This window comes from Shewanella sp. ENK2 (assembly GCF_043568515.1).
Lineage (GTDB): Bacteria > Pseudomonadota > Gammaproteobacteria > Enterobacterales > Shewanellaceae > Shewanella > Shewanella japonica.
In genome coordinates, this window is sequence record NZ_CP171406.1 from 3,491,560 (window position 1) to 3,512,294 (window position 20,735).

Below are 20,735 nucleotides of genomic sequence, written 5' to 3' on the forward strand. Positions count from 1 at the left end.
ATGCGCATTGCAATTATGTCTCGGAATGAGAATTTATACTCAACTCGCCGTATTAAAGAAGCGGCGGTTGCACGAGGTCACGAAGTACAAATCGTAGACCCATTAGCATGTTACATGAACATCAATATGATGGCGCCTAGCATTCATATGCGCGGTGAAGAATTACCCAAATTTGACGCGGTGGTTCCACGTATCGGTGCTTCAGTTACTTTTTATGGAACGGCAGTATTACGTCAATTTGAAATGATGGGCGTGTCTCCATTGAATGAATCGGTGGCAATTTCACGTTCTCGTGACAAATTACGCTCATTGCAGTTGTTATCTCGCAAAAGCATTGGCTTACCTGTGACAGGTTTTGCGAACAAGCCTGCAGACGTGCCTGATTTACTCGATATGGTTGGCGGCGCACCATGCGTGATTAAACTACTTGAGGGGACTCAAGGGATTGGTGTGGTACTTGCCGAAACCCGTAAAGCGGCAGAGAGTGTTATTGAAGCCTTTATGGGGTTAAAAGCCAATATTATGGTGCAAGAGTATATAGAAGAAGCAGGTGGAGCCGACATTCGTTGTTTTGTGATTGGCGATAAGGTCATTGCGGCAATGAAGCGTCAGGGGGCAGAAGGCGAGTTTCGTTCTAATTTGCATCGTGGCGGCTCAGCCACTGTTGTTAAGTTAAGCCCAGAAGAGCGCTCAACAGCGGTTCGTGCAGCTAAAACGATGGGGCTAAATGTAGCGGGTGTTGATATTTTACGCTCAAAGCATGGGCCCTTAGTGATGGAAGTGAACTCATCGCCTGGTCTTGAAGGAATTGAAACGTCAACGGGTATTGATGTCGCAGATAAAATTATTCAATTTATTGAAAAAAATGCCAAAGCCAAAAGCACCAAAACCAAAGGAATGGGTTGATGGCGCCTAAGCGTGAAGCGTTCACAATTGGTGAGTTTAGTATTGATGCTGGTACCCGTGCCAGTATCAAACTGCCCGCAGCAAAATTGTATAACGACACGCCTTTAGAGCTGCATGTTGAGGTGTTCCATAGTAAGAAACCTGGGCCAGTGTTATTAGTATGCGCTGCTATTCATGGTGATGAACTGAATGGCATCGAAATTTGTCGACGCTTAATCGATAAAATCAGCATCAGAACACTGACAGGAACCTTGATGGTTGTACCCATTGTTAATGTGTTTGGCTTTATTCATCAATCGCGCTACTTACCAGATAGGCGTGATTTAAACCGCTGCTTTCCTGGGAGTGCAAAAGGCGCATTAGCGAGCCGTTTAGCGCATTTGTTTTCAAGCGAGTTGATGTCTAAAGCAACGCATATTGTTGATTTGCATACTGGTGCTATTCATCGTGATAACTTCCCGCAGATCCGTTGTGATACTGATGATGAAGTTATGATGGCAATGGCTACGGCTTTCGGTGCTCCGGTGATTATGGATTCAAAGTCCGTAAAAGGCTCGATGCGTGGCTACGCTAATGAAAAAGGCATCGCATGTATTTTATATGAAGCAGGTGAAGCCCTAAGGTTTAGTGAGCTGTCGATAAAGTCTGGTGTCACTGGTGTACTGAATGTGATGCGCTATTTGGGGATGTTGAATAGTAAACTAAAACCAACAGCATCTATTAATGCGAGCCGCAGTTATTGGTTACGAAGTGAAGCAGATGGATTGGTGAATGTGAAACGCAAAATAGGGGCTCGTGTGAGCAAAGGATGCTTACTTGCCAATGTGGTCAATCCACTGGGGGAGAAGTCACTGAGTTACGTTCTCCAACCGATGGCATTATTATTGGCTTAACCAATATTCCAGTCGCTAACGAAGGCGAAGCGTTATTTCATATTGCTCAGTTTGTTGGTGATGATATTGAAATTGCCAATGAGCATTTAGACGAGTTTATCTCAACATATGCTTAAACCTTAGTTTGACTTTCAAACACTGCAGTATCTTCCTGTATTGCAGTGTTTTATGTCTATGTTAATGCTTTACTCAATTCAGAATCACCGTTATACCTCAGTTTAATAAAACAATTTTTCTGCCTTCTCAATTACTTTACATGTTTGATTCGATTCAACTAAATCAATATGCTGATAGGAATTGATATCTAGAGGCTTAAGCAAATGTTAAACACAATTCAATATGACTCAAATAGTGAAGCGACGTCACCGTCTAAAATTATCTGTATTGGTCGTAATTATGTGGACCATATCCATGAGCTGGGTAATGAGGTGCCTTCAGATATGGTGGTTTTTTAAAACCTAACTCTGCGATTTCTACGCAGCTGATCTCATTTCATCAAGAGCCGATTCATTTTGAAACAGAGCTATGTTTTTCAGTGCGTAATGGGATGTTTCATGGGGTAGGGGTGGGATTAGACCTAACCAAGAGAGAGTTGCAGTCCAAACTTAAATCACAACAGCTACCATGGGAGCGAGCTAAGGCATTTGACGGCTCGGCTCTGTTTAGTGGTTTTGTCAGTTTATCTTCATTGTCGTTAACTGCCGGAGCTACATTTTGCTTTCAATTGACAATCGATGGTGAAGTCAGGCAACTCGGCCATAGCGATTTAATGATGTACAGTGCTGACGATATTCTAGCTTTGGTGAATGAATTTATGACGTTAGTGGATGGCGACATTGTGATGACAGGTACACCTAAAGGCGTTGGCCAGGTTGCTTTAGGCTCGGTGTTTGAGGTTAAGCTTTGGGCTAATGTCGATTATTCATCACATGAGCAGTTAGCAGAGCAAGTATCCCAAATTAACCCGTGTATCGAACATAGGTGGACAGCGGTTTAATGCATTTATTAGCGGCATTGTTTTGAGCTAAATGAGCGGCAAACAGGCAATTACGTAAACAGGGTCTATAATCATAGTAGTTTTGCTGATTCATTTTGCTAAAGGGAAAGTTAGTTGCGTAAGTGACTAATGGTTAGCTTGAACAAAGTGGCTAATCAATTATGACGTTTCCAAATAAGCGAATTGAAAAATATTATACGCTTTATCAAGAGCTATTAAGCTTTTCAGGTGTTTCCTGGTGGCTAATAGATTTAGAAGATAATAGTAATGTTTTTTACTGCAACAGTAACATGCGTGACATGTTCTCTTTAGACTCAAATACCCTTCAACATTCTGTTAGTAAGACTTGTCCTATCGCTGGGGATTACAATAAAAATATTGCGGTAAAAGATGCCCATAAAGCTAAGCGAATTTTTGAAGATTACTGTGACTTGCGCTTAGGGCGTATCGATGAATACCATAATCGTTTTCCTTATTATGACGCTAACCAAGGTGAGATCCTTTACTTTACGAGTAAAGCGAGAGCAATACTTCGAGACGATTGCGGAAATGCACAATTACTTTTTGGGATTATTGAGCGTGAACGTACGAGTGCTAAATTGTTTAAGCTTTCAAAGCTTGATGCATTAACAGGGCTGAACAATCGAAGAGAGTTCGATTCTCAATTGGACTTTATTATCAATCTAGCACGAAGAGAGCGACAATTAGTGTCATTAATCATGTGTGATATTGATTATTTTAAAGCTTATAACGACTTCTTAGGCCACTACCAAGGAGATCAATGTTTAATACAAGTATCGCAAGCAATAGCTGACGTATGTGTGCGTTCAACCGATGTGGTATGCCGTTATGGCGGTGAAGAGTTTGCTATTATTTGTTACGGACAGCAAGAAAGTGTGTCGCAACTCGCTGAAGATATTCGTTTGAAAATTGCCGAACTCGGCATCCCGCACCCAAGATCTAAAAGTAAAATCGTCACCTTGAGCTTAGGCTTTACTTCTTGCATACCTAACAACTTCACCTCGGCGAAAGAGATTATTCAAAAAGCGGATTTGGCCCTATATCAAGCTAAGACTTATGGTAAAAATCAGTGTGTTGCTTTCGATAATCAGCTTGTTGAACAAGAAAGCCAACTAACACAGCAAGGCTAGTTTCTGCGTATATTCAATAAGGTTTATCGTCACTTACCTGAGATTTGTCAGGTAAGTGGCTTCGTGATTTATATCGTTTAGGCAAAATCATTAATGGGCATTAGAGAAAATTTGACTGAAAGAAGGCCGTTGATGTATTTCTATTGGCATATTGAGTTTTCTGGCTAAGTCACTCGCTGCAATCAGCCCTCGGATATGATGCAATTCATGATCGATGACTAGCATGTGGTGCAAATTATTTTGTTGCAAAAGCCTGACTATATCACTGACTTTGGCTGTTGAAATTTGTTGATAGTCAAACGCTTGTAGCTCTTCTCTTGGCACCATCACTTCGGTGACTAAAAGCTCATCTACAGTAAGGTCCAGCTTTTTCGCGGTAACAAATAAATTATGGTCAGACAATTCTTGCAGCGTTATTACCCCTAAAAATTTATTATTCTTATCAACAACTAACCTCATAAATGCATGGGTTTGTTCCATGATTATTGCTGTGCCCACTGCGCTGGTGGATGCATCAACGACAATAGGACGTGCTACATCAAAATCCGTAAATACGTCTAACGCTGGAGAGTCTAAGCTGGGTGAGTCAGTGCAGGTAGACCAAAGTAAGTGATCGATAGATGCTGTGCTGAATAATTCTAGATTTCTCATATGTTAACTCCGTTACCTTATGTCAACGGCTGAGGCGACTGAATCTGACGACCGTCAATATTCAGGTTTGGTGCAATGTCTTTTATGTTTTACATCAAAAACCTTAACCTTGTGATATTCACCATAGACCTCTAGATACAGGAGGTGCAAGCACATGAATAACATTTAATTAAGGTTAACTCACTGTTGTGTATGTTAAATCTTGTGCTAATCTTTGATTGGGAAATAAAAGGTTCAGGGAAGGTAAAATGACCACAAAACAAATCAATACTAAAGAGGGTTTGTCTAAAGAATTTAAATACTTATTGGCTGGTACGCCTGTCAATATTGATATTGTGACTCCTGCAGGTAAAAAAGGGCGTTTTCGTACCATTTTTATCGGTTATCTACCTGAACAATTCATACTAATTCAATTTCCAGATGCAAATAAATTGGGAGGCTACAGCCAGTACATTACTCAGGGCTCACAAGTGACTGTTCGTGGTTTAGTGGAAGGTCATGAGGCATCTGTAATCGCATTTATTTCAACAATCAAACAAACCTTGAGTCAGCCATCTCGTATTATGGTATTGAATTTCCCAGATAATATGGTTATTCACAATTTACGTTCGACCAAACGTGTGTTGACAGATTTAACCGCCAATATCGCTTTAGGTGATAACCAATGGCAAGTTAAAATCACCGATGTTTCACTTTCAGGTTGTCATATTGAAGTTAGTGAAGGTGGAAAAGATGAGTTAACAGAGGGAGAGCAGATTGAAATCGTGACAGAGGCTACAGAACAAGAAAACCTCACCATTAAAGCCAGAGTGTGTAATGTTAAATTATTCGAAAATGGCGTCGAGTTTGGTTGTCAGTTCTTGGGTGAGCAAGAAAATACTATCGAAAAAATAGTGCACACAGCTCTGCTTTCTGAAAAATAGTCTTGCTCAAATCCTATAAAAGGCTTTGATTTGTTCGTTATAAATGCAGTTTGATGGCTGTTTGATGCTTCTTAGGAAGTTTGTCGACGACTAATAGGTATGAATTATCAATAATGCGCAATACCTCGCCATCTGGAATTAATCGAGATTCTTTAGATTTATCACTCCCTGTTGACTGTAAATAGATAGAAATCCAATGTTTCTTGTCCATATGATATCCCGTCGTAATGTTGCTAAATATCTCTCTTAGGGCGAATGAGTCTTCAGGATCGCACTTTACATTAACCATCAAAGCATCATTTCGCCATGACATTAGTGCAAACATCTTCGAGTGAACTTTAAAAACGTGAGTAGATTCTCCGAATGGAAAGTCTTCTGTAGCAAAAGGTTTAGTCAGTAAATAATCTCTTATTGTGTCAAATTCCATGTGAGTTATTTCCGTTTAAGTGAGATATCACCACTGGTGACATTGAGCAGCTTGCCATCAATTGTGACAAGTTTAGCCTCTATATGCATCGACATTGGAAAGTTGATGTCAGGTTGCTTAATTATCACTTGGGCATAAGTACGGTATTGGTTAGATAATACATAAAAATCATTATCAATTTGACAGTCAAAGAAGAAATATTTTTCACTTAAATTAATGTTTTCCAGTAAATTATTGGATTGCATTAAATGCTCTTCTGTTGTGGTTATATGGCAAACATGCTGGCTATTTCTCTGACCGAACTCAAACGAAAGTGCGGCTTTGTTAGCTAAATTTGTACTATGCCCGCCTAAATAGGTCTCCAAATGCAAAGCGGTTTTAAGCGGGGAAATCGTTTGAAGATGCCTTGTACTGTCAAGATGTTCATCCGTTGCATGTACGCTAAAAACAATGCCGTTAAATAAGTAACAAATGATGATGCTTGCTGTTTTGATTTTAGCGTTAGCTGAACTTTTGCTGTTAAAGCATGCAGCGATGAGGCGATTCGCTGTCGCTAATAAGTTTAGTTGGCTGGTATTAAAGTGGGTGCTTTTGCAGAGGTTGAAGGTGTCACAAATCCCCGTCACTGCTCTAAGTATTAGTAGCTTGTTCATATTTACCTCATATGAAGGTGCTGATAGTACTGGTGCAATTTTGCTTTTCTATGTGTCCAGTGTGCGCTTTTAACTCTTTAAGCGTTCTAATTAGCTGGTTTACATAGTTAACTTTGCGCCTAAAATTCAATGAAATCAATAAAAGGTCGTTATGATTAGCGTTAATTGAATATGATCTATATTGCAATAAACAGTAAGGGTACTTGGTACGGTTTACTTTGTGGGGAAACTTAATTAGTATATACACATGTGTACTACGTGCCTTTATTCATTATGCGAAAATTTCTTGTATCAAATATAGTTGATCGTCCACACCGAAAAATATATGCATCGCTTGGTAACAATGCTTTTTTCGATTTAGCACCTGGCCAATATGGCTGGGATGACTTTTGTTAATCTCAAAAGGAGATTGGGTTTATGTCATCAATGCAAATCGTAAAATTTCAGTGGCTTATCAAGTTGAGGCCATATTAGATGAGATAGAAACTGAAGAACATCAGATGCTAGGTAGTCGACTGGTATCTGCTATCGGAGGAAATACTCGAGTGCTATTTGGTAAGCCTGTTAAAAGAGTAGATACTCGAGTGCTATTTGGTAAGCCTGTTAAAAGAGTAGATACAATTTATACCAAGTTTGTTAGTGATAATGCTGTAACAAGTTCGAAGTTGAGGCCTGATGGCCAGATGTACCTGGGGTTTAACTGCGCTGAGGTCGTCGATGAATACCTTTAAAATGGGCAGTATTACCTTTACTCTTATCGCTAATATCAGTTTATCTCAAGCATGGCTTGTTAATCGTAATAGCGAAACTTATGGCTTATATGACTTTGAAGGTAATGAGTACGCTACAAGAAAGCATTGGTTTTCTCTGTTACCAAGAGACATTTAGGGGGTGTATTTTTTCAAGAAAGGAGATCAGGTTTTATATGTCGGCGAGAGTGGTCTACTTGGAAAACGTATTTGGTCACATGGTACGGCTGGCAGGTTAGTTAAAGAGGAGTTAATACGTGATATGGAGCTATGGATTGCGACTAACGTAACTGTACCTAGTCCGCTAAATGGTGAGCCTGTTTGTGTAAGGGGCGCTGTAGAAGCACAGCTAATGGCGATGTATTCACCTCAATATAATCGAAAAGAAGAGCGATGCTGATGTATAAGCAAACACAATCTTATGTCCGTTTAAATGTTGGGGATTTTTGCCCGCATTGTGGTTTTATCATTACTTTACCGCCAGACGTACAGCCGACGTGCTTATGTTGTTGGAAAAAGCTTGAAAGTGGTTAATCGGTAAAGGGGTTGTTGGTTAGCAATAATGCGATAAGCACTTGATGGTGTGCTTACCGCTTTATCAAACTTCATTCCCAATAGGGGTGAATCACATCAAAGGTATAGGCTCACATTATCAAAATTGAGTGATCTACCAATGGATTGTGAAATTGTGAGTGTTATGGCTGACGTTTAAGCACATTATCAATATCTTCGGCGCTATGACGATTCGCTAGTTGTTCCCACTCTTCTCCCCAGGTTCGATTAATGATTCTGCCACGCGCGACAGCTGGACGTTGTTCAATGTCTTTTGCCCAGCGCATTAGGTTAGGGTAGCTTTCAACATCTAAAAACTCTGCTGCTTCATATAGGTTTCCAAGCACCAAATTTCCGTACCAAGGCCATGTCGCAATATCGGCAATACTATACTCATCACCACCCAAGAAGCGGTGTTTAGCTAATTGCTTGTCAAGTACATCAAGTTGACGCTTGGCCTCCATAGAGAACCTGTCGATAGGGTATTTAAACTTTTCAGGGGCGTAAGCATAAAAGTGACCAAAACCGCCACCTAAATAAGGAGCCGAGCCCTGCAGCCAAAACAACCAATTCATGACTTGGGTTTTAGCAGCTAAATCTGTTGGTAAGAAGCAGCCAAATTTTTCAGCGAGGTAAAGTAAAATAGCGCCTGACTCAAATACATTAATAGGCGTTGAGGTACTGTTATCTAATAATGCCGGTATTTTTGAATTTGGATTAACGATAACAAAACCTGATGAGAATTGATCGCTATCACCAATACTAATCAAGTGAGCATCATATTCTGCGTCAGTGATCCCTGCGGCTAACAGCTCTTCCAACATAATCGTGACTTTTTGGCCGTTAGGGGTGCCCATAGAGTAAAGCTGTAGTGCATGCTTCCCAACCGGTAAATCTTTATCATAGCGCGCACCAGAGTCAGGACGGTTTATACTGGCAAACTTGCCGCCATTTTCTTCTTCCATTACCCATTTTTTAGGTGGAGTAAATTCGTTTGTCATTGTGTATCCTCACTTTGAATCGCTTTAAACGGCTTTATAAGCATGGCTTAACGTTAACTGTATATATGATATTAGGGCATTTTTAAAATTAAAAAGTCTTATCAAAAAATAAACTGTCACAACAGGAAAAAATGACAACCAGAAAGAGGGCGCAATAGTCAATCAGCCGCTAAATCTCTCGTCATCTACATACATTGGGAAGTTAATCAGTGTTGAGCAAGATTGCGTCATAATCAACATGTGGGTTATGACGCTTTGGGTAATATTGGAGGTATTTATTTGGTGCGTTCGATTGTTTGCGTCCAAAATTGTCTCGATAAATGACGAGTTTTATTGGCTAGTCGGCTCATTTGTTCACATTTGTTTTGGGTGTCATCGGTTTGAATTAAGGTCAGGTTTGAAATCTCATCTATCTGTAAAATAGATTGGCTAATTTCTTCTGCGACCGCTGTTTGTTGGTTCATGGCTGAAGAGTTAAGCTCAGCCATTTCGTGTATGCGATTAATTGAGTTAAGGAGCTGAGCAAAAGTGTCATCCGCTTCTTCTGCTAAGGATACTGATAAATCGGCCTGCAATTGACCTGACTCCATTGCTTGAGTCGCTTCCTTTGTGGTTTTTTGAAAGTTCGTGACTATGTGTTCAATTTCTGATGTGGAATCACTGGTGCGAATTGATAATTGCCTAACTTCGTCCGCCACAACGGCAAACCCACGGCCAGACTCACCTGCTCGAGCCGCTTCAATGGCAGCATTTAACGCTAATAAATTCGTTTGTTCTGCGATGCCTTTAATCTCTCCTAGGACCGATGCGATTGATTGGCTGTCTTTTTCAATTGTATTGACCACCGTTGAGAAATGAACCACTTCTTTTCTAAGCTCGCCAATTGCATTGACTACTTTGTCCATACTATCGTGACCTTTACTAGCAGCCTCTTGGCTGGTGGTGATTTCTTGTGCTGTATTACGGGTATTTTGATTAACTTCAGTGAAGCTTGCCGTCATTTGCTCCATTGCTGTTGCGGCCTGACGGGTTTGGTGTGTTTGTTCTTTAACCCGTTCACGAGTGGTCGATATAGTTTGATTAAGCTGCTGGCTTTCTTCGCTAATGGAGGTGGCTGAATCTGCCATCCTGCCGACAACACCACCCATTTCAGTGACTAAGTAGTTTAAGGCTAATTCAATTTTGCCCAACTCATGCTGACTTGATGAAAAAATCCCGCAAGCAATTGGGTCGTCGATAATTTTTGTGGCCTTATTTTCAAGTTCTTTTAACGGCCTCGTTAAGTAATACATGACAAATCCAGCCATTAATGGAATGAAAAAAGCGGCGACCAAAGTTGGCATGAAGAGCGAAGATACTACCCCTATCAAAGAAATAACGGTTGCCCAAAGACAAAGTGACCCCGTAAAGCTAAGCAGTGGTGCTGTGGTTTCTCTGGGGGCTTTACCTTGATTTAACTGTTTGTAAATTTTTTCAGCAGAATTGATGTGTTCACGACAAGGTTTACGTCGAACAGACTGTAGTTCATGCATTTTGCCGTTTTCAAAGACTGGCGATATATAGGCATTAACCCAATAATACTTACCTGTTTTGCTTTTATTTTTAACGATACCAAACCAAGGTTTTCCATCTTTGACCCGTTGCCATAAGGATTCAAAAGCTGCTTTAGGCATATCAGGGTGACGAACAATATTGTGTGGTTTTCCGTGCAGTTCATCTGTCGTGAACTCAGAGATATCTGCAAAGGCTTGATTGGCGTATTTGATATTACCATTCAAATCAGTGGTAGAAAGTAAAATGCACTCGTCCGTCAGCGGTTGCTCTATATTGTTTGCCTTGATATCACTCATTGGAAATAACCAAACTAAAAAATAAAGAGGCATAGTGCCTCAGCTTTGTCACAATATGTTTGATTTAGGTCAATGACTTGTTAAGGTGTTATTTTTTAATAAAAAAGTGTGCGCTAGTAAACGGTTTTGCATTGATAGGTACAAAAACGAAAGTAGCCAGTGCTGCTTTCGTTTTCATTGCGTCGGTAAAAATGACAGAAAAAATCTACAACCTATTGCGTGTTTAAGTAATCGATTACGGCGTCTGTTCGACTTTCAGCATGTTCAGATAAATCATCAACTGCTTGATAAAAGTCATTTGCAGACTCTAAAAATGAGTAACCTGTTAACTCTGTTGTGGCATAAGGCTCTATTAATGCTGAGTAACTGTCATAAATTGCCTGCATCTTATTGGTTTCATAGCTATTGCTAATAACGTCAGATAAATACTGGTTATAGCGTTGTCGATAAGTGTCATCAGCATAGATTTTGGCTATTAATGGCCAAGAATTTGAGTCTAAATCAGAGAAATCAAGTTCTAGTGCGCCGCCCATTTTACCCGTCTGTAATGCCTCATTATTATCCCATGGGATCCAAGTTAGTTTGTTTGTGTCTGGATCGTTGTAAAGATAATAATTATGGGGCATTAATCCGTAAGTATCCCAGTTTTGAATTACGCCATTCACTGCGAGATATTTCAAGAACACATCAACATCAAATATAGCTTCAAGGTTTTCACGCCAAGTAACAGGATCGGAAGTTGCAGTATCATCATGTAATGCGTCGAATAAAGCTAAAATATCTGACCAATCTTCATCATCTTCATTGGTTTTCTTTTCAAAACTGTCTTCACTGAAAGATCCTTCAATAAAGGTCGCGCCATCATCCTCAGGCTTGTATAAGTTACCATCATCACTATTAAATTGAGTATCAATTACCGTGTCATCGACTTCTTCCACAAGGGTATATAAGCCAAAGTATTCAGGGCCATCACCATGGTCGATATATAAAGTATAAAAAGCGGTGTGAGAGACGGCTAAACCTGCATCTTTAAATACATCGGCGGCGACCTTTTCACGTAACTGTGATTCATCATCGTAATTATTTTTAAGACTTAACTTTTTAAAGCCATAAAATCGTTGATTGTCAATTTGCGGGTAGTAGTCTTCAAACTCATCAAAATCTAACTTAAAAGACAACTTGAGTACGCCTTGTTGCCAACTGGTTTGTAGTGATGAGTTACCCTTAAAACGGATACCAACTCGATACCACTGTTTGCCTTCGTAATAAATATCAGCTGGTACCATAATGGGGTTGTCATCTGTATCTACAAGATTGTTTGAATTCGTCGTTGTACCAAAAGTGCCATAAGTATCAGTCATATCGTTAAGCATGATGGTCCAGCGATCTTCAGTGACCACCACATCAAGGCGTTTTACTTCATTGTCAGCAAACACTTCATCAAAGTTGGCATCTGCACTTTTGCTATGGGTATCATCGGTCCAATCGCTTGCTTCAAAATCAGTGTCGCTATACTCCTCAACCGGTGTTTCAATTTCAGTGTCAGGTACTGTTATTACAGTCTCTTCGCTACTGGTTTCATCAGAACTATCACAAGCAGTTAATAGGCATAAGCTAGTAAGCGGTATAATTAATAGTTGCCGAAATGGTTTACATCCCGTTTTAAAAAGTGAATAGAGAAGGGGACTGAACATAAGTAAACTCCTAAGTTAACCCGTAGTTGATAATGGCTAATATGAGTTTTTAATGTTATGTGATTAAAATGCAGAAACCGTGCAGGAACCGTGAAGCAATGAAGTATATTTTAATTACCTAATTTGAACCGTATCAGTAACAGCATTCCCTAAACTCTCAATTCTAAATAACTTATTTGGTGAGTGATTAGGTAAGTCGCCACTTGATAAAGTGGTCAATTAATTGCCATAAAAAAGGCATCTTTCGATGCCTTTTTTAAATGGTAATGATGAAATAATCTATGGGTTATTTCATCGTATTACTTTAAAAGTGCCACTGCTTCCATATCCAGTTCAATATCTGTGCAGCCTTTTGCGCAGTATATCCCAGGTGCTTTTTCGGCAGGTTTGGCATTTTTAGTATTGGGCGGTAATTGCAGCGTTAGTGGCTTGTTACATTCAGCACATGTTGCGCTATTGCCTTTTAGCATGCGTTTAATCAGATTTTTTTGTTGGTTGAACGACTCAAGTGTTGTGTCATTAACCACTGAAAAATCAAGTTTTTGTGTTTCGCTCATTACCGCTACCTATATCCAAATGACTTAGCTTGATGACGTTTGGCAGGCTTACTTAACCTGATCAAGCGGGCTCCAACGCTGTAATTCAACAGGCAGTGCCACACCTTGAGCGGTAAGTAAGTTTACACGCGCTTGATAAGCTGCGCCGTGCATCAAGTGTTTTGCTAAGTCTACCGCATTTCGCTGGGTATAATCATCTAAATAGCTGCCTTTTGCCCATTCGTTGAAGGCCCCAAGTGCTGGACCGGCCCAAATTTGATAATCCATCTCACGGCCAGCTTCACCAGAATTAGACCAACGGCTTGATAAACCTAAGTACCAACGGAAGATAAGCGCCATTTTACGCTTAGGGTTACCTTCTGCGCGCTCGATTTGTTTTGGATCGCGTTCATTAAAATGCGCCACTGTGCCTGCCCAAATGTCATCAAGGGTCGAGCGGAAGACTTGCTTTTCAAGTTTTTCACGTTCTTCGGCAGGGATGGCTTCAATCGACTCATAACGGGTATAAATCTCATAAAGTTTATTAGCACGCATTGGGAATAAGGTGCCACGTTTTACCACTTGTAGCTTAACGCCCATCTCGAACATATCAGCAGCAGGCGCCATGGTGACATCGGCCATTTCAGTCGTAGCAAGTAGTTTACGCGTGTGTTCACTGGCACCCGCTTCAACACAAGCTTGGTTAATTGAGCCTGTCACAATATACGCAGCGCCCATATTAAAGGTTGCAAGTGCTGCATCAGGGGTGCCGACACCGCCGCCACAACCGACACGAATAGGGGTTTTGTATTGGTACTCGGCTTGGATTTTATCTTTAAGCGCTAAAATAGTTGGCAATAAGGTCACTAATGGACGGTTATCAGTATGGCCGCCAGAATCGGCTTCTGCTGTCACGTCATCAGCCATTGGCACTAATTGGGCGAGCGCCATTTGCTCTGGGGTGATTAAGCCTTCATCAACCAGTTTTTGCAGCATTTTAGCGGGAGCTGGTTGCATAAACTTACTCGCCACTTCTGTGCGACTTACTTTAGCAATAACCTTGTTGGCGATAACGATTTCACCTTGGCTATCACGACTTAAACCTGCTGCGCGGTAATAGACAATTTGCGGGGTTAAACCCAAAAATGCTGATGCTTCAACCGTGCGCACTTTATGTTTTAAAAACAGCTCAACACTGCCACGCTCTAGCGCTGGTTCACTTGGGCTGTGAATTAAATTAAACATGTATGGGCCATTTGGCAATGCTGCTTGAATGCGATTAATGGCTTGTTCAACACGAGATGGAATGAGTCCGGCTGCGCCGAACGAGCATAAAATGCCCGCTTGACCCAGTGCGATAACGAGCTCTTCTGATGAAATACCGTTAGCCATGGCACCAGCATAATAAGCGTATTTAACACCATGAACACGGCGGAAGTTACTGTCACCTAAACTTTGGGTACCTAATGCTGGGGCAAATGCACTAACAGGCAGATCTTGGCTACTGCTAATACTTTCTGTAACCACTTGGGCATTTTGAGAAATACCTAAGCCTTTTTCTGGGTGACTCACTAAATAACAAGCTTGAGTGAGTTCTTTTAATTTATTACCGATAGTGGCAGTGTCAAAGCTGGCATCACTTGGCGCAACTTGCCAAGGCCATGGAGAAAGCTTTTCGTTTTGAGTGCTAATAGTCATTATTATTCCTTTATGCCTCTTCGATACAGATAGCGATATCTTTTACTTCGTATATGCGTAACCCGTCTTTGCTCAGGTTGGCATCGCCTACGATGATGCGTTTGCCGTTTTCATCTTTGACTGCACTGATGTGCACATCTAACGACATTTGCTTATTTAATGGGTTAATTTGGCCACGGTACTTCCATTTGATGTCAGATAAAATCTGGCCAAATTTCGGGTTAGTGAAACCTTTACCTAAGTCTTTGCTGATGGCATAAGTTTGCATTAACTCGATAATGGCTTCAACGCCTAATGAACCTGGCATGACAGGATCTTGATGGAAGTGGAATTGGAAGAACCAATCACTTGGGTCAATGGTGCGTGAGGCAGACAAGTAACCTAAACCATTTTTACCACCTTTATCAACGATTTCAGCTTTGTCGATAAAGTTAAGTTGACCGCCCGCTAAACGATAATGTGGCTGGTTTGTCGGTGCATGGAATACGCGAGACTGCTTATCAAGCAAATCGACGGTGATATCAGCCGCTACGTTATTTTCAACATGCCAAGGCTGAGTAATACGGCCATTATCAATACCTAACTGGTTTTTAAGTGCATCACCTTTAAAGTAGCCAAATACAGCGCTACCAGTATAGAAAGGCTCGCCATCAACACTTAAGTCAAAGCTAAAGCTTTGGATGATGTTACTTCCGGCAATAACGGTAGATAACAGCTTAGAATCATTGACAATGGTTTTACCGCGTAAATCAACGTCACGCAATAATTCACCGCTACCATCAAGGTTACGGAAGAATAGCTCTTGCCCTGGGAAGCCAAGGGTTGTGCCCATGTAGCCTGAAATAAAGCCGTTTGGTTGCAGTGAAATTTCCATCAACACTGAATAAGGCATCACTGATGCATGGCTATTTTTAGCAAAATACCACGCATCGGTTGGCACTTCATATTCAGCGATACACGATGACGGCTTTTTCAATTCGCCACGTTTACCTTGAATATCAACAATACGAGTCGTTAGCTGTAAGTCGCCACATGGTGTGCGCGGTGGAATGAAACCACGGTAAATACTAAAGTCTGGCCCAAAGCAGTTTTCAATATTGCCAGTGGCAAATTCGAACATGTGATACGCCGTGAATGGCAGGGTATCAGGAGTACGATTTGGATAATCTGGAATTATCGGTGCTTCAACATGTTGCAGTGGGATAACGCCTTTATTCGTTGGGGCATTCAAATCAGGCAGTTGAGCCATGAGTGGCGCATTGGTTGAAGCCGCTGGGTATAGAATATTATTGGTTGCTGACTTAACTCGTTCAGCTGAGGCATCGACAGCGGGTGTATCATTAAGGTAGCGCGTACATTCGCTTTCTTCTTTGATCATGACACCTAAGTTTTGGAAGTCGACAACCGCTTTACCGTTAAGCAAAATATCAATATTCGCTTTGGCATATGGGCGAGGGTGAATGCCAATTTCAGTGATTTCCATCCGGTAAGTCAGTTCACCGTGCTGCGGCAGAACTTGACCACGACAACGCACTTTTTGTGAAGCATTTTCAAGTGGTTGGAAACGGCCATTTTCAACGAGCGTGTGCATACCAATGTGCAGCATAAAGAATTGCAGTAATTGACCACAACCTTCAGCCATTAATGAACCCGCCATGACTTGGTCACCTTTAAAGTGACATGGGAAATACCAATGGTCAGGTGCCAGTTGCTTATGACCTTCAATAAAGCCTAAGCCCCATGCGCCGCCATGAACATCAAGGTTGCCTACTTGCTCAATCATCAAGAACTTTTCAGAAGCAAAACACAGTGAATCTTGCTTACCTGAAGCTTGCTGATGGTTGTGATGTTCACCCGCAAAACAGCCACCAATATCTGCATTTAACAAATGATGAATTTGACCATAATCAAACTCAGTTTGGGCGCAATGCAATAATGGCTCAAAGCGAGGCTTATTAGGATTGTTTAGCGCAGTTTCACGCAGCTTAATCTCATCGTCGGTGCGAATAACGCCTTTACCGTCATCCAATTCTTGGTCGGTAAAGAAGCCTGCACAACCGCCATCCATTTTCAGAATCATCTTGTCGCCAACAAAACACTCATACGAGAAGAAGAATAGTAAGGTGTCGCCATTCTTAGCGAAGTTATTAATCTTGATGTCGTAGCGCAGTGTGTCACCGCCGCGTGGTAAGTCATCTAAGAAGGTTAAGGTACAGTCAAGTAAGCGATAAACACGTTCACCTTTGTTTTCAAAATCAATCCCTAAGTAGCTGATTAACATTAAATCACATTGCCCTGATTCAACGGCGACCGCCCATGGAATTTGACCATCGACAAGATACGGCGCATCTTCAGGGATGTCGTACTCTGTTGTCATGCTGCACGGCTTATATTGATTCATGGTCGCATCGAGTTTAGTCACGCGAGATACCAGCAAATAATCAGTGGTCGGTAGGCGAACACGGCGCGAGTAGTTATCAATCACAGCGTAATCAGGGCCGAATACTTTGGCAATATCACCTTCGGCATATTCTACTAAATCAGCGTAGTTCCAAATACATGGCTTATCAGCAGGAGTCGGCGCTGTGTAAGGTGGCACACAGGCATGATTTGGACGCTTAACAGGGGCTTGTGATGCCAGTGGCTGCGCTAATACATTTGCAGCTTGCACTGTCGCACTAGCTGCTGGCATAGGTTGGGTGAAACCACTTTGGGGTTGCCCATTGGTTTGAGCAAGCTGTTGTTTTAAGAGTGCATCAGCCACTTTTAAACCTTGTTCACGGCTGTTTAAAAATGCTAATTGCGCTTTATGGGCTAACCATTGATTTTGCTCGAAAGCCGTTAAATGTGCTGGTGGCACTTGGTTTGCTGCTGTGAAGTTTGTGGTCGTCACGTTGGCATTAGCTTTGGCACTATCTTTGGCATTAGGCGCTGCAGCTTTAGGAGCAGGATTAAACTGGGTAGAACGATCTGAAAACGGCATAGAAGTCTCTGTTGTCATAGCGTTATTCTTGTCGAACATTGGTGCTAAAGGAGCTTGTTGTGGTGACACAAACTGACCTCGCTCAAGCATGTTCGTCGTTGTATTGGTTGCGGCAGGGATAAGATTTGCCGTTTTAGCGCGAATATTGTCAATGTCAGCGAGTGGCGTATCGACAATATGTTGATAAATGTCACGTCCACCTAAGCTCACTTGTTTAACAAGGCTCAGTTTCTTAGTGGTTTGCTGCCCAATATCAGTATTAACTCGACTGTTTAAAGCCGAGGTCTGTTCAGCAGTTTGACTCATCAGTAGCTGTGAACACTGGTTCTCACTGAGTGTGGCGACAATGGTATTTAAGGGTTGAACCGTTTGGTCTGAATGCGCATCTTGTTTTTGAATGAGCAGTCCGTGCAGCAAGCTTGCCATTCCTGAAGCGGCAAAAGTATGGCCGATACATGATTTGGCTTGAGTTGTTGCTGACTGACTATAAAGTTGTGATAGCGCTTGTGCTGAATCAATATGGGTTAAGTCTGGAGCTTGGTTTAGCTCTAGCATGCCGATATTACTTGTCGATAAGCCCACTGGGGTGAGTAATTCATCACTGATGGCTTCAAGTTGGCTGATGTGACCAAATGATAAACTGTTGATTGTAGCGTAGCTGTTTAACGGCCCGTGGCTGTTGAGGGAATCACTGCTGCTTAGTTCTGTTGAGCCTGATATTGCCACAGATGGTGTGTCCACAGCACCAAGTGCTTGATGAATTAAATCCAGTGGCTCAGAGTCTGTGGCTGTTTGGTCGGCAAACTGCAGTACTATTGCACCCGCACCTTCACCAATACCGAGGGGAAGTTGTTGACCTGTTTTAGCGAGGCTTGCCGTTTTCAGGACGATATTTTCAATACTGCCAGATAAATCAACTGCTGCGATGATCACGGCATCTAGCGGCTCTTGACGTGACTCCATAGCCAATAGGTTTTGCGCCACATCAATACAACGGTTTACCGACTGCTCGCCTGCTGAAATCGTAAAGGCTGGGCCATTAAAGTCCCATAACGATGAGATCCGCGACGCCATAATATTACCAATAAAGCTAGTGTATTGATTCAGCTTGGCCGCATCTAAAACACTGTCCATCGCAAGGGTTTCGAGGGCTTGGTACTCATCGTCAGATAGGCTGACACCGTGCGCATTTAAGCTGGCTGCGATTTGAGTATGCAAATTAACTCGCCCACGGAATTGATGCAGTTCAAGCTCGGTTTCCATCGCAACCAGAACAGCAACCTTGCTGCCAGATGCAAGTTTGGCATCATGAATCGCTTCGTCTGCAACTTTCATCAACAATAACTGCTGCGAGATCAGGCGGTCGTCTTCATTAGGTGGCACTTTAAAACGCAAGAAGTCAAAATCAAACTGATCAATATAAGCGCCTGTTGGCGGTGTTTGCGCCAAACCAAGCTGTTGCAATAACTCAGGATGTTTATCTAAGCCTTTCCAGCGTTTTGCCGGTAGCGGAGTAAAGGCCGTTTGTTGCTGATTTATTGCATTGGCAAAGCGGTTAATATTATTCAGCGGCCCAAAGTGAGATGCCATGCCAGTAATATGCATAGGCAACTGTGCATTAATGGTATTAGCTGCTGGAGCTGTTGAAGTTTGTCCGTGATATGACTCAATCAATAAATGGGCATTACAACCACCAAAGCCGAATACTGATACACCAGCATGACGAGCACGATTGCCCGCTTTATCAGGCCATGGCAATACATCATTAGGTAATGTAGCAGGGCCAAACATCTGATTTGGTGATGTAATTGGCGAACTAATATTGATACTGGGTGGCAACATGCCTTGGCGCATTGCAAAAATCATTTTCATGATCCCTGGCATACCCGCAGCGGTGAGCAAGTGGCCTAAATTCGACTTAGCTGAGCCAATCAGTGGCGTGTTACTGCCTTTGAGTTTGTCGCTAAAAAGCGCTCCATTGAAGTCAACTCCACTTTATCTCCCAAAGGAGTGCCTGTGGCGTGACATTCAATCACCTCAATGTTATCTGGGCCAAAGTTTTCATCGTGCATGGTAGCATCGGCGTAAGCACGCTCGAACGCTTTAACTTGGCCATCACTGTTTGGGCTTAATACAAATTGGCCTTTGCCGTCATTTGATAACCCGATACCGCTCACTAGGGCATAGATATGATCGCCATCGCGCTCAGCATCTTCAAGGCGTTTTAGCACTAAAACACCAGCGCCTTCACCGGCAAATAGCCCTTTTGAATTGCTATCAAAAGGCGCTGAAATACCATGGTCAGGGTAGGCATGGAAAATGGAAAAACCCATATTAATAAAGAATGGGTCAGCGCCAGAGACTGCACCAGCAAGCATCATGTCAGCTTTGCCTGTATGTAGGTAATCACAGGCAAGTTTTAATGAGTAAACCGAGCTTGCACAAGCAGCATCAAGGCTTAATTGGGCAGCACCTAAGCCTAGAGCGTCGGCCACTAGTTTTGATGCATTGTGAGCAATGGCGCCGTTAGACAAAGAGGCTGGCGTTGTTTGCTCGCTAAATCCTTCACTATCAAATGGCTGCAATGTGAAACTTGGTTGTTGTAGCTTATCTTGTAGCGCTTTTTCAACGGCGCTGTGATAAATCGGCACAAACAATTCGTTAGATTTTGCCGTTGGGAACGACAAGGTACCCATGACAATACCAGTGCGATTTAATATCGCATTATCTTGACTGTTAGTGATATCCACACCAGCATCATTGAGTGCTTTACGCGCTGTGTCTGTTGCCCATAAAAAACTGTCGTCAAGACCATTAAACTGCGCAGCTGGAATACGATAGCCATTGGCATCAAAACTGAAGTTTTGAATGTAGCCGCCTTTATCACAATAAAAACGGTCAGACTCACCTTGCACACCTTGATAGTCAGCTGGGTTTGCATTGAGCTTTTGGCTGCTAATTGTGCTTCGAGAGTCTTTTTGACTAATAAGTTTTGCCAAAATTTAGCGGGCGTATCCGCATCGGGATACTGAGTTGCTAAACCAACAATGGCAATCTTGGGAACATTTGAT

General features: G+C 42.0%; 15 protein-coding genes and 3 pseudogenes. 8 read left to right on the plus strand and 10 right to left on the minus strand.

The window, feature by feature from the left end; all coding sequences use genetic code 11:
- The 4 genes and pseudogenes from rimK (at position 1) to ACGEDC_RS15365 (ending at position 3,947) form a co-directional block, all read left to right on the plus strand.
- A complete protein-coding gene (gene rimK, locus ACGEDC_RS15350) occupies positions 1–906 on the plus strand; it encodes a 30S ribosomal protein S6--L-glutamate ligase (RefSeq protein ID WP_065109116.1) in 906 nt (301 codons plus the stop codon).
- Positions 906–1,915, plus strand: a pseudogene (locus ACGEDC_RS15355) (succinylglutamate desuccinylase/aspartoacylase family protein). Before rimK ends, ACGEDC_RS15355 begins: the two are co-directional and overlap by 1 nt.
- 204 nt (positions 1,916–2,119) lie before the next feature.
- Positions 2,120–2,796, plus strand: a pseudogene (locus ACGEDC_RS15360) (fumarylacetoacetate hydrolase family protein).
- Positions 2,797–2,957: 161 nt separating this feature from the next.
- On the plus strand, positions 2,958–3,947 hold the full coding sequence (locus ACGEDC_RS15365) for a diguanylate cyclase (protein ID WP_394494246.1): 990 nt from the start codon (positions 2,958–2,960) through the stop codon (positions 3,945–3,947).
- A 90-nt stretch (positions 3,948–4,037) separates the two neighbouring features.
- Here ACGEDC_RS15365 and ACGEDC_RS15370 read toward each other — a convergent pair whose 3' ends face one another.
- A complete protein-coding gene (locus ACGEDC_RS15370; protein WP_394494248.1) occupies positions 4,038–4,598 on the minus strand; it encodes a CBS domain-containing protein in 561 nt (186 codons plus the stop codon).
- Positions 4,599–4,846: 248 nt separating this feature from the next.
- On the opposite strand from ACGEDC_RS15370, the gene ACGEDC_RS15375 reads away from it, so the two are divergent.
- On the plus strand, positions 4,847–5,521 hold the full coding sequence (locus ACGEDC_RS15375; protein ID WP_394494251.1) for a PilZ domain-containing protein: 675 nt from the start codon (positions 4,847–4,849) through the stop codon (positions 5,519–5,521).
- Positions 5,522–5,558: 37 nt separating this feature from the next.
- Here ACGEDC_RS15375 and ACGEDC_RS15380 read toward each other — a convergent pair whose 3' ends face one another.
- Both ACGEDC_RS15380 and ACGEDC_RS15385 read right to left on the minus strand, forming a co-directional pair.
- Complete coding sequence (locus tag ACGEDC_RS15380; protein ID WP_065109122.1) at positions 5,559–5,948, minus strand: MmcQ/YjbR family DNA-binding protein; 390 nt, start codon at positions 5,946–5,948, stop codon at positions 5,559–5,561.
- 5 nt (positions 5,949–5,953) lie between these two features.
- A complete protein-coding gene (locus tag ACGEDC_RS15385; RefSeq protein WP_394494254.1) occupies positions 5,954–6,601 on the minus strand; it encodes a hypothetical protein in 648 nt (215 codons plus the stop codon).
- 389 nt (positions 6,602–6,990) lie between these two features.
- On the opposite strand from ACGEDC_RS15385, the gene ACGEDC_RS15390 reads away from it, so the two are divergent.
- The 3 genes from ACGEDC_RS15390 to ACGEDC_RS15400 are packed head-to-tail and all read left to right on the plus strand — an operon-like array spanning position 6,991 to position 7,750.
- Entirely contained in the window at positions 6,991–7,332 is a 342-nt protein-coding gene (locus ACGEDC_RS15390) for a hypothetical protein (protein ID WP_394494256.1), read from the plus strand.
- Positions 7,319–7,489 (plus strand): hypothetical protein, encoded by a 171-nt coding sequence (locus ACGEDC_RS15395; RefSeq protein ID WP_394494258.1) that lies wholly within the window; start codon positions 7,319–7,321, stop codon positions 7,487–7,489. The genes ACGEDC_RS15390 and ACGEDC_RS15395 overlap by 14 nt, the downstream gene beginning before the upstream one ends.
- 3 nt (positions 7,490–7,492) lie before the next feature.
- Positions 7,493–7,750 carry a hypothetical protein gene (locus ACGEDC_RS15400; protein WP_080915293.1) on the plus strand — a complete coding sequence of 86 codons (258 nt, stop codon included), beginning with the start codon at positions 7,493–7,495 and terminating at the stop codon, positions 7,748–7,750.
- A gap of 295 nt (positions 7,751–8,045) precedes the next feature.
- Here the strand turns inward: ACGEDC_RS15400 and yghU are convergent, their stop codons facing one another.
- The 7 genes and pseudogenes from yghU to ACGEDC_RS15435 form a co-directional block, all read right to left on the minus strand.
- On the minus strand, positions 8,046–8,903 hold the full coding sequence (gene yghU, locus ACGEDC_RS15405; protein WP_394494260.1) for a glutathione-dependent disulfide-bond oxidoreductase: 858 nt from the start codon (positions 8,901–8,903) through the stop codon (positions 8,046–8,048).
- A 275-nt stretch (positions 8,904–9,178) separates the two neighbouring features.
- Positions 9,179–10,753: a methyl-accepting chemotaxis protein gene (locus tag ACGEDC_RS15410; protein WP_192022400.1), complete on the minus strand. Its 1,575-nt coding sequence runs from the start codon at positions 10,751–10,753 to the stop codon at positions 9,179–9,181.
- A 212-nt stretch (positions 10,754–10,965) separates the two neighbouring features.
- On the minus strand, positions 10,966–12,447 hold the full coding sequence (locus tag ACGEDC_RS15415; protein WP_394494264.1) for a CotH kinase family protein: 1,482 nt from the start codon (positions 12,445–12,447) through the stop codon (positions 10,966–10,968).
- 299 nt (positions 12,448–12,746) lie between these two features.
- The gene (locus tag ACGEDC_RS15420; RefSeq protein WP_394494266.1) at positions 12,747–13,004 is read right to left on the minus strand and encodes a hypothetical protein; all 258 of its coding nucleotides are present in this window, start codon (positions 13,002–13,004) and stop codon (positions 12,747–12,749) included.
- A 48-nt stretch (positions 13,005–13,052) separates the two neighbouring features.
- Positions 13,053–14,681, minus strand: a complete 1,629-nt coding sequence (pfaD, locus tag ACGEDC_RS15425; RefSeq protein WP_065109125.1) for an eicosapentaenoate synthase subunit PfaD — start codon at positions 14,679–14,681, stop codon at positions 13,053–13,055.
- Between the two features lie 10 nt (positions 14,682–14,691).
- Positions 14,692–19,536 carry a beta-ketoacyl synthase N-terminal-like domain-containing protein gene (locus ACGEDC_RS15430; RefSeq protein WP_394498370.1) on the minus strand — a complete coding sequence of 1,615 codons (4,845 nt, stop codon included), beginning with the start codon at positions 19,534–19,536 and terminating at the stop codon, positions 14,692–14,694.
- A 6-nt stretch (positions 19,537–19,542) separates the two neighbouring features.
- Positions 19,543–20,663, minus strand: a pseudogene (locus ACGEDC_RS15435) (polyketide synthase); the annotation flags it as partial.
- Between the last annotated feature and the right edge of the window lie 72 nt (positions 20,664–20,735).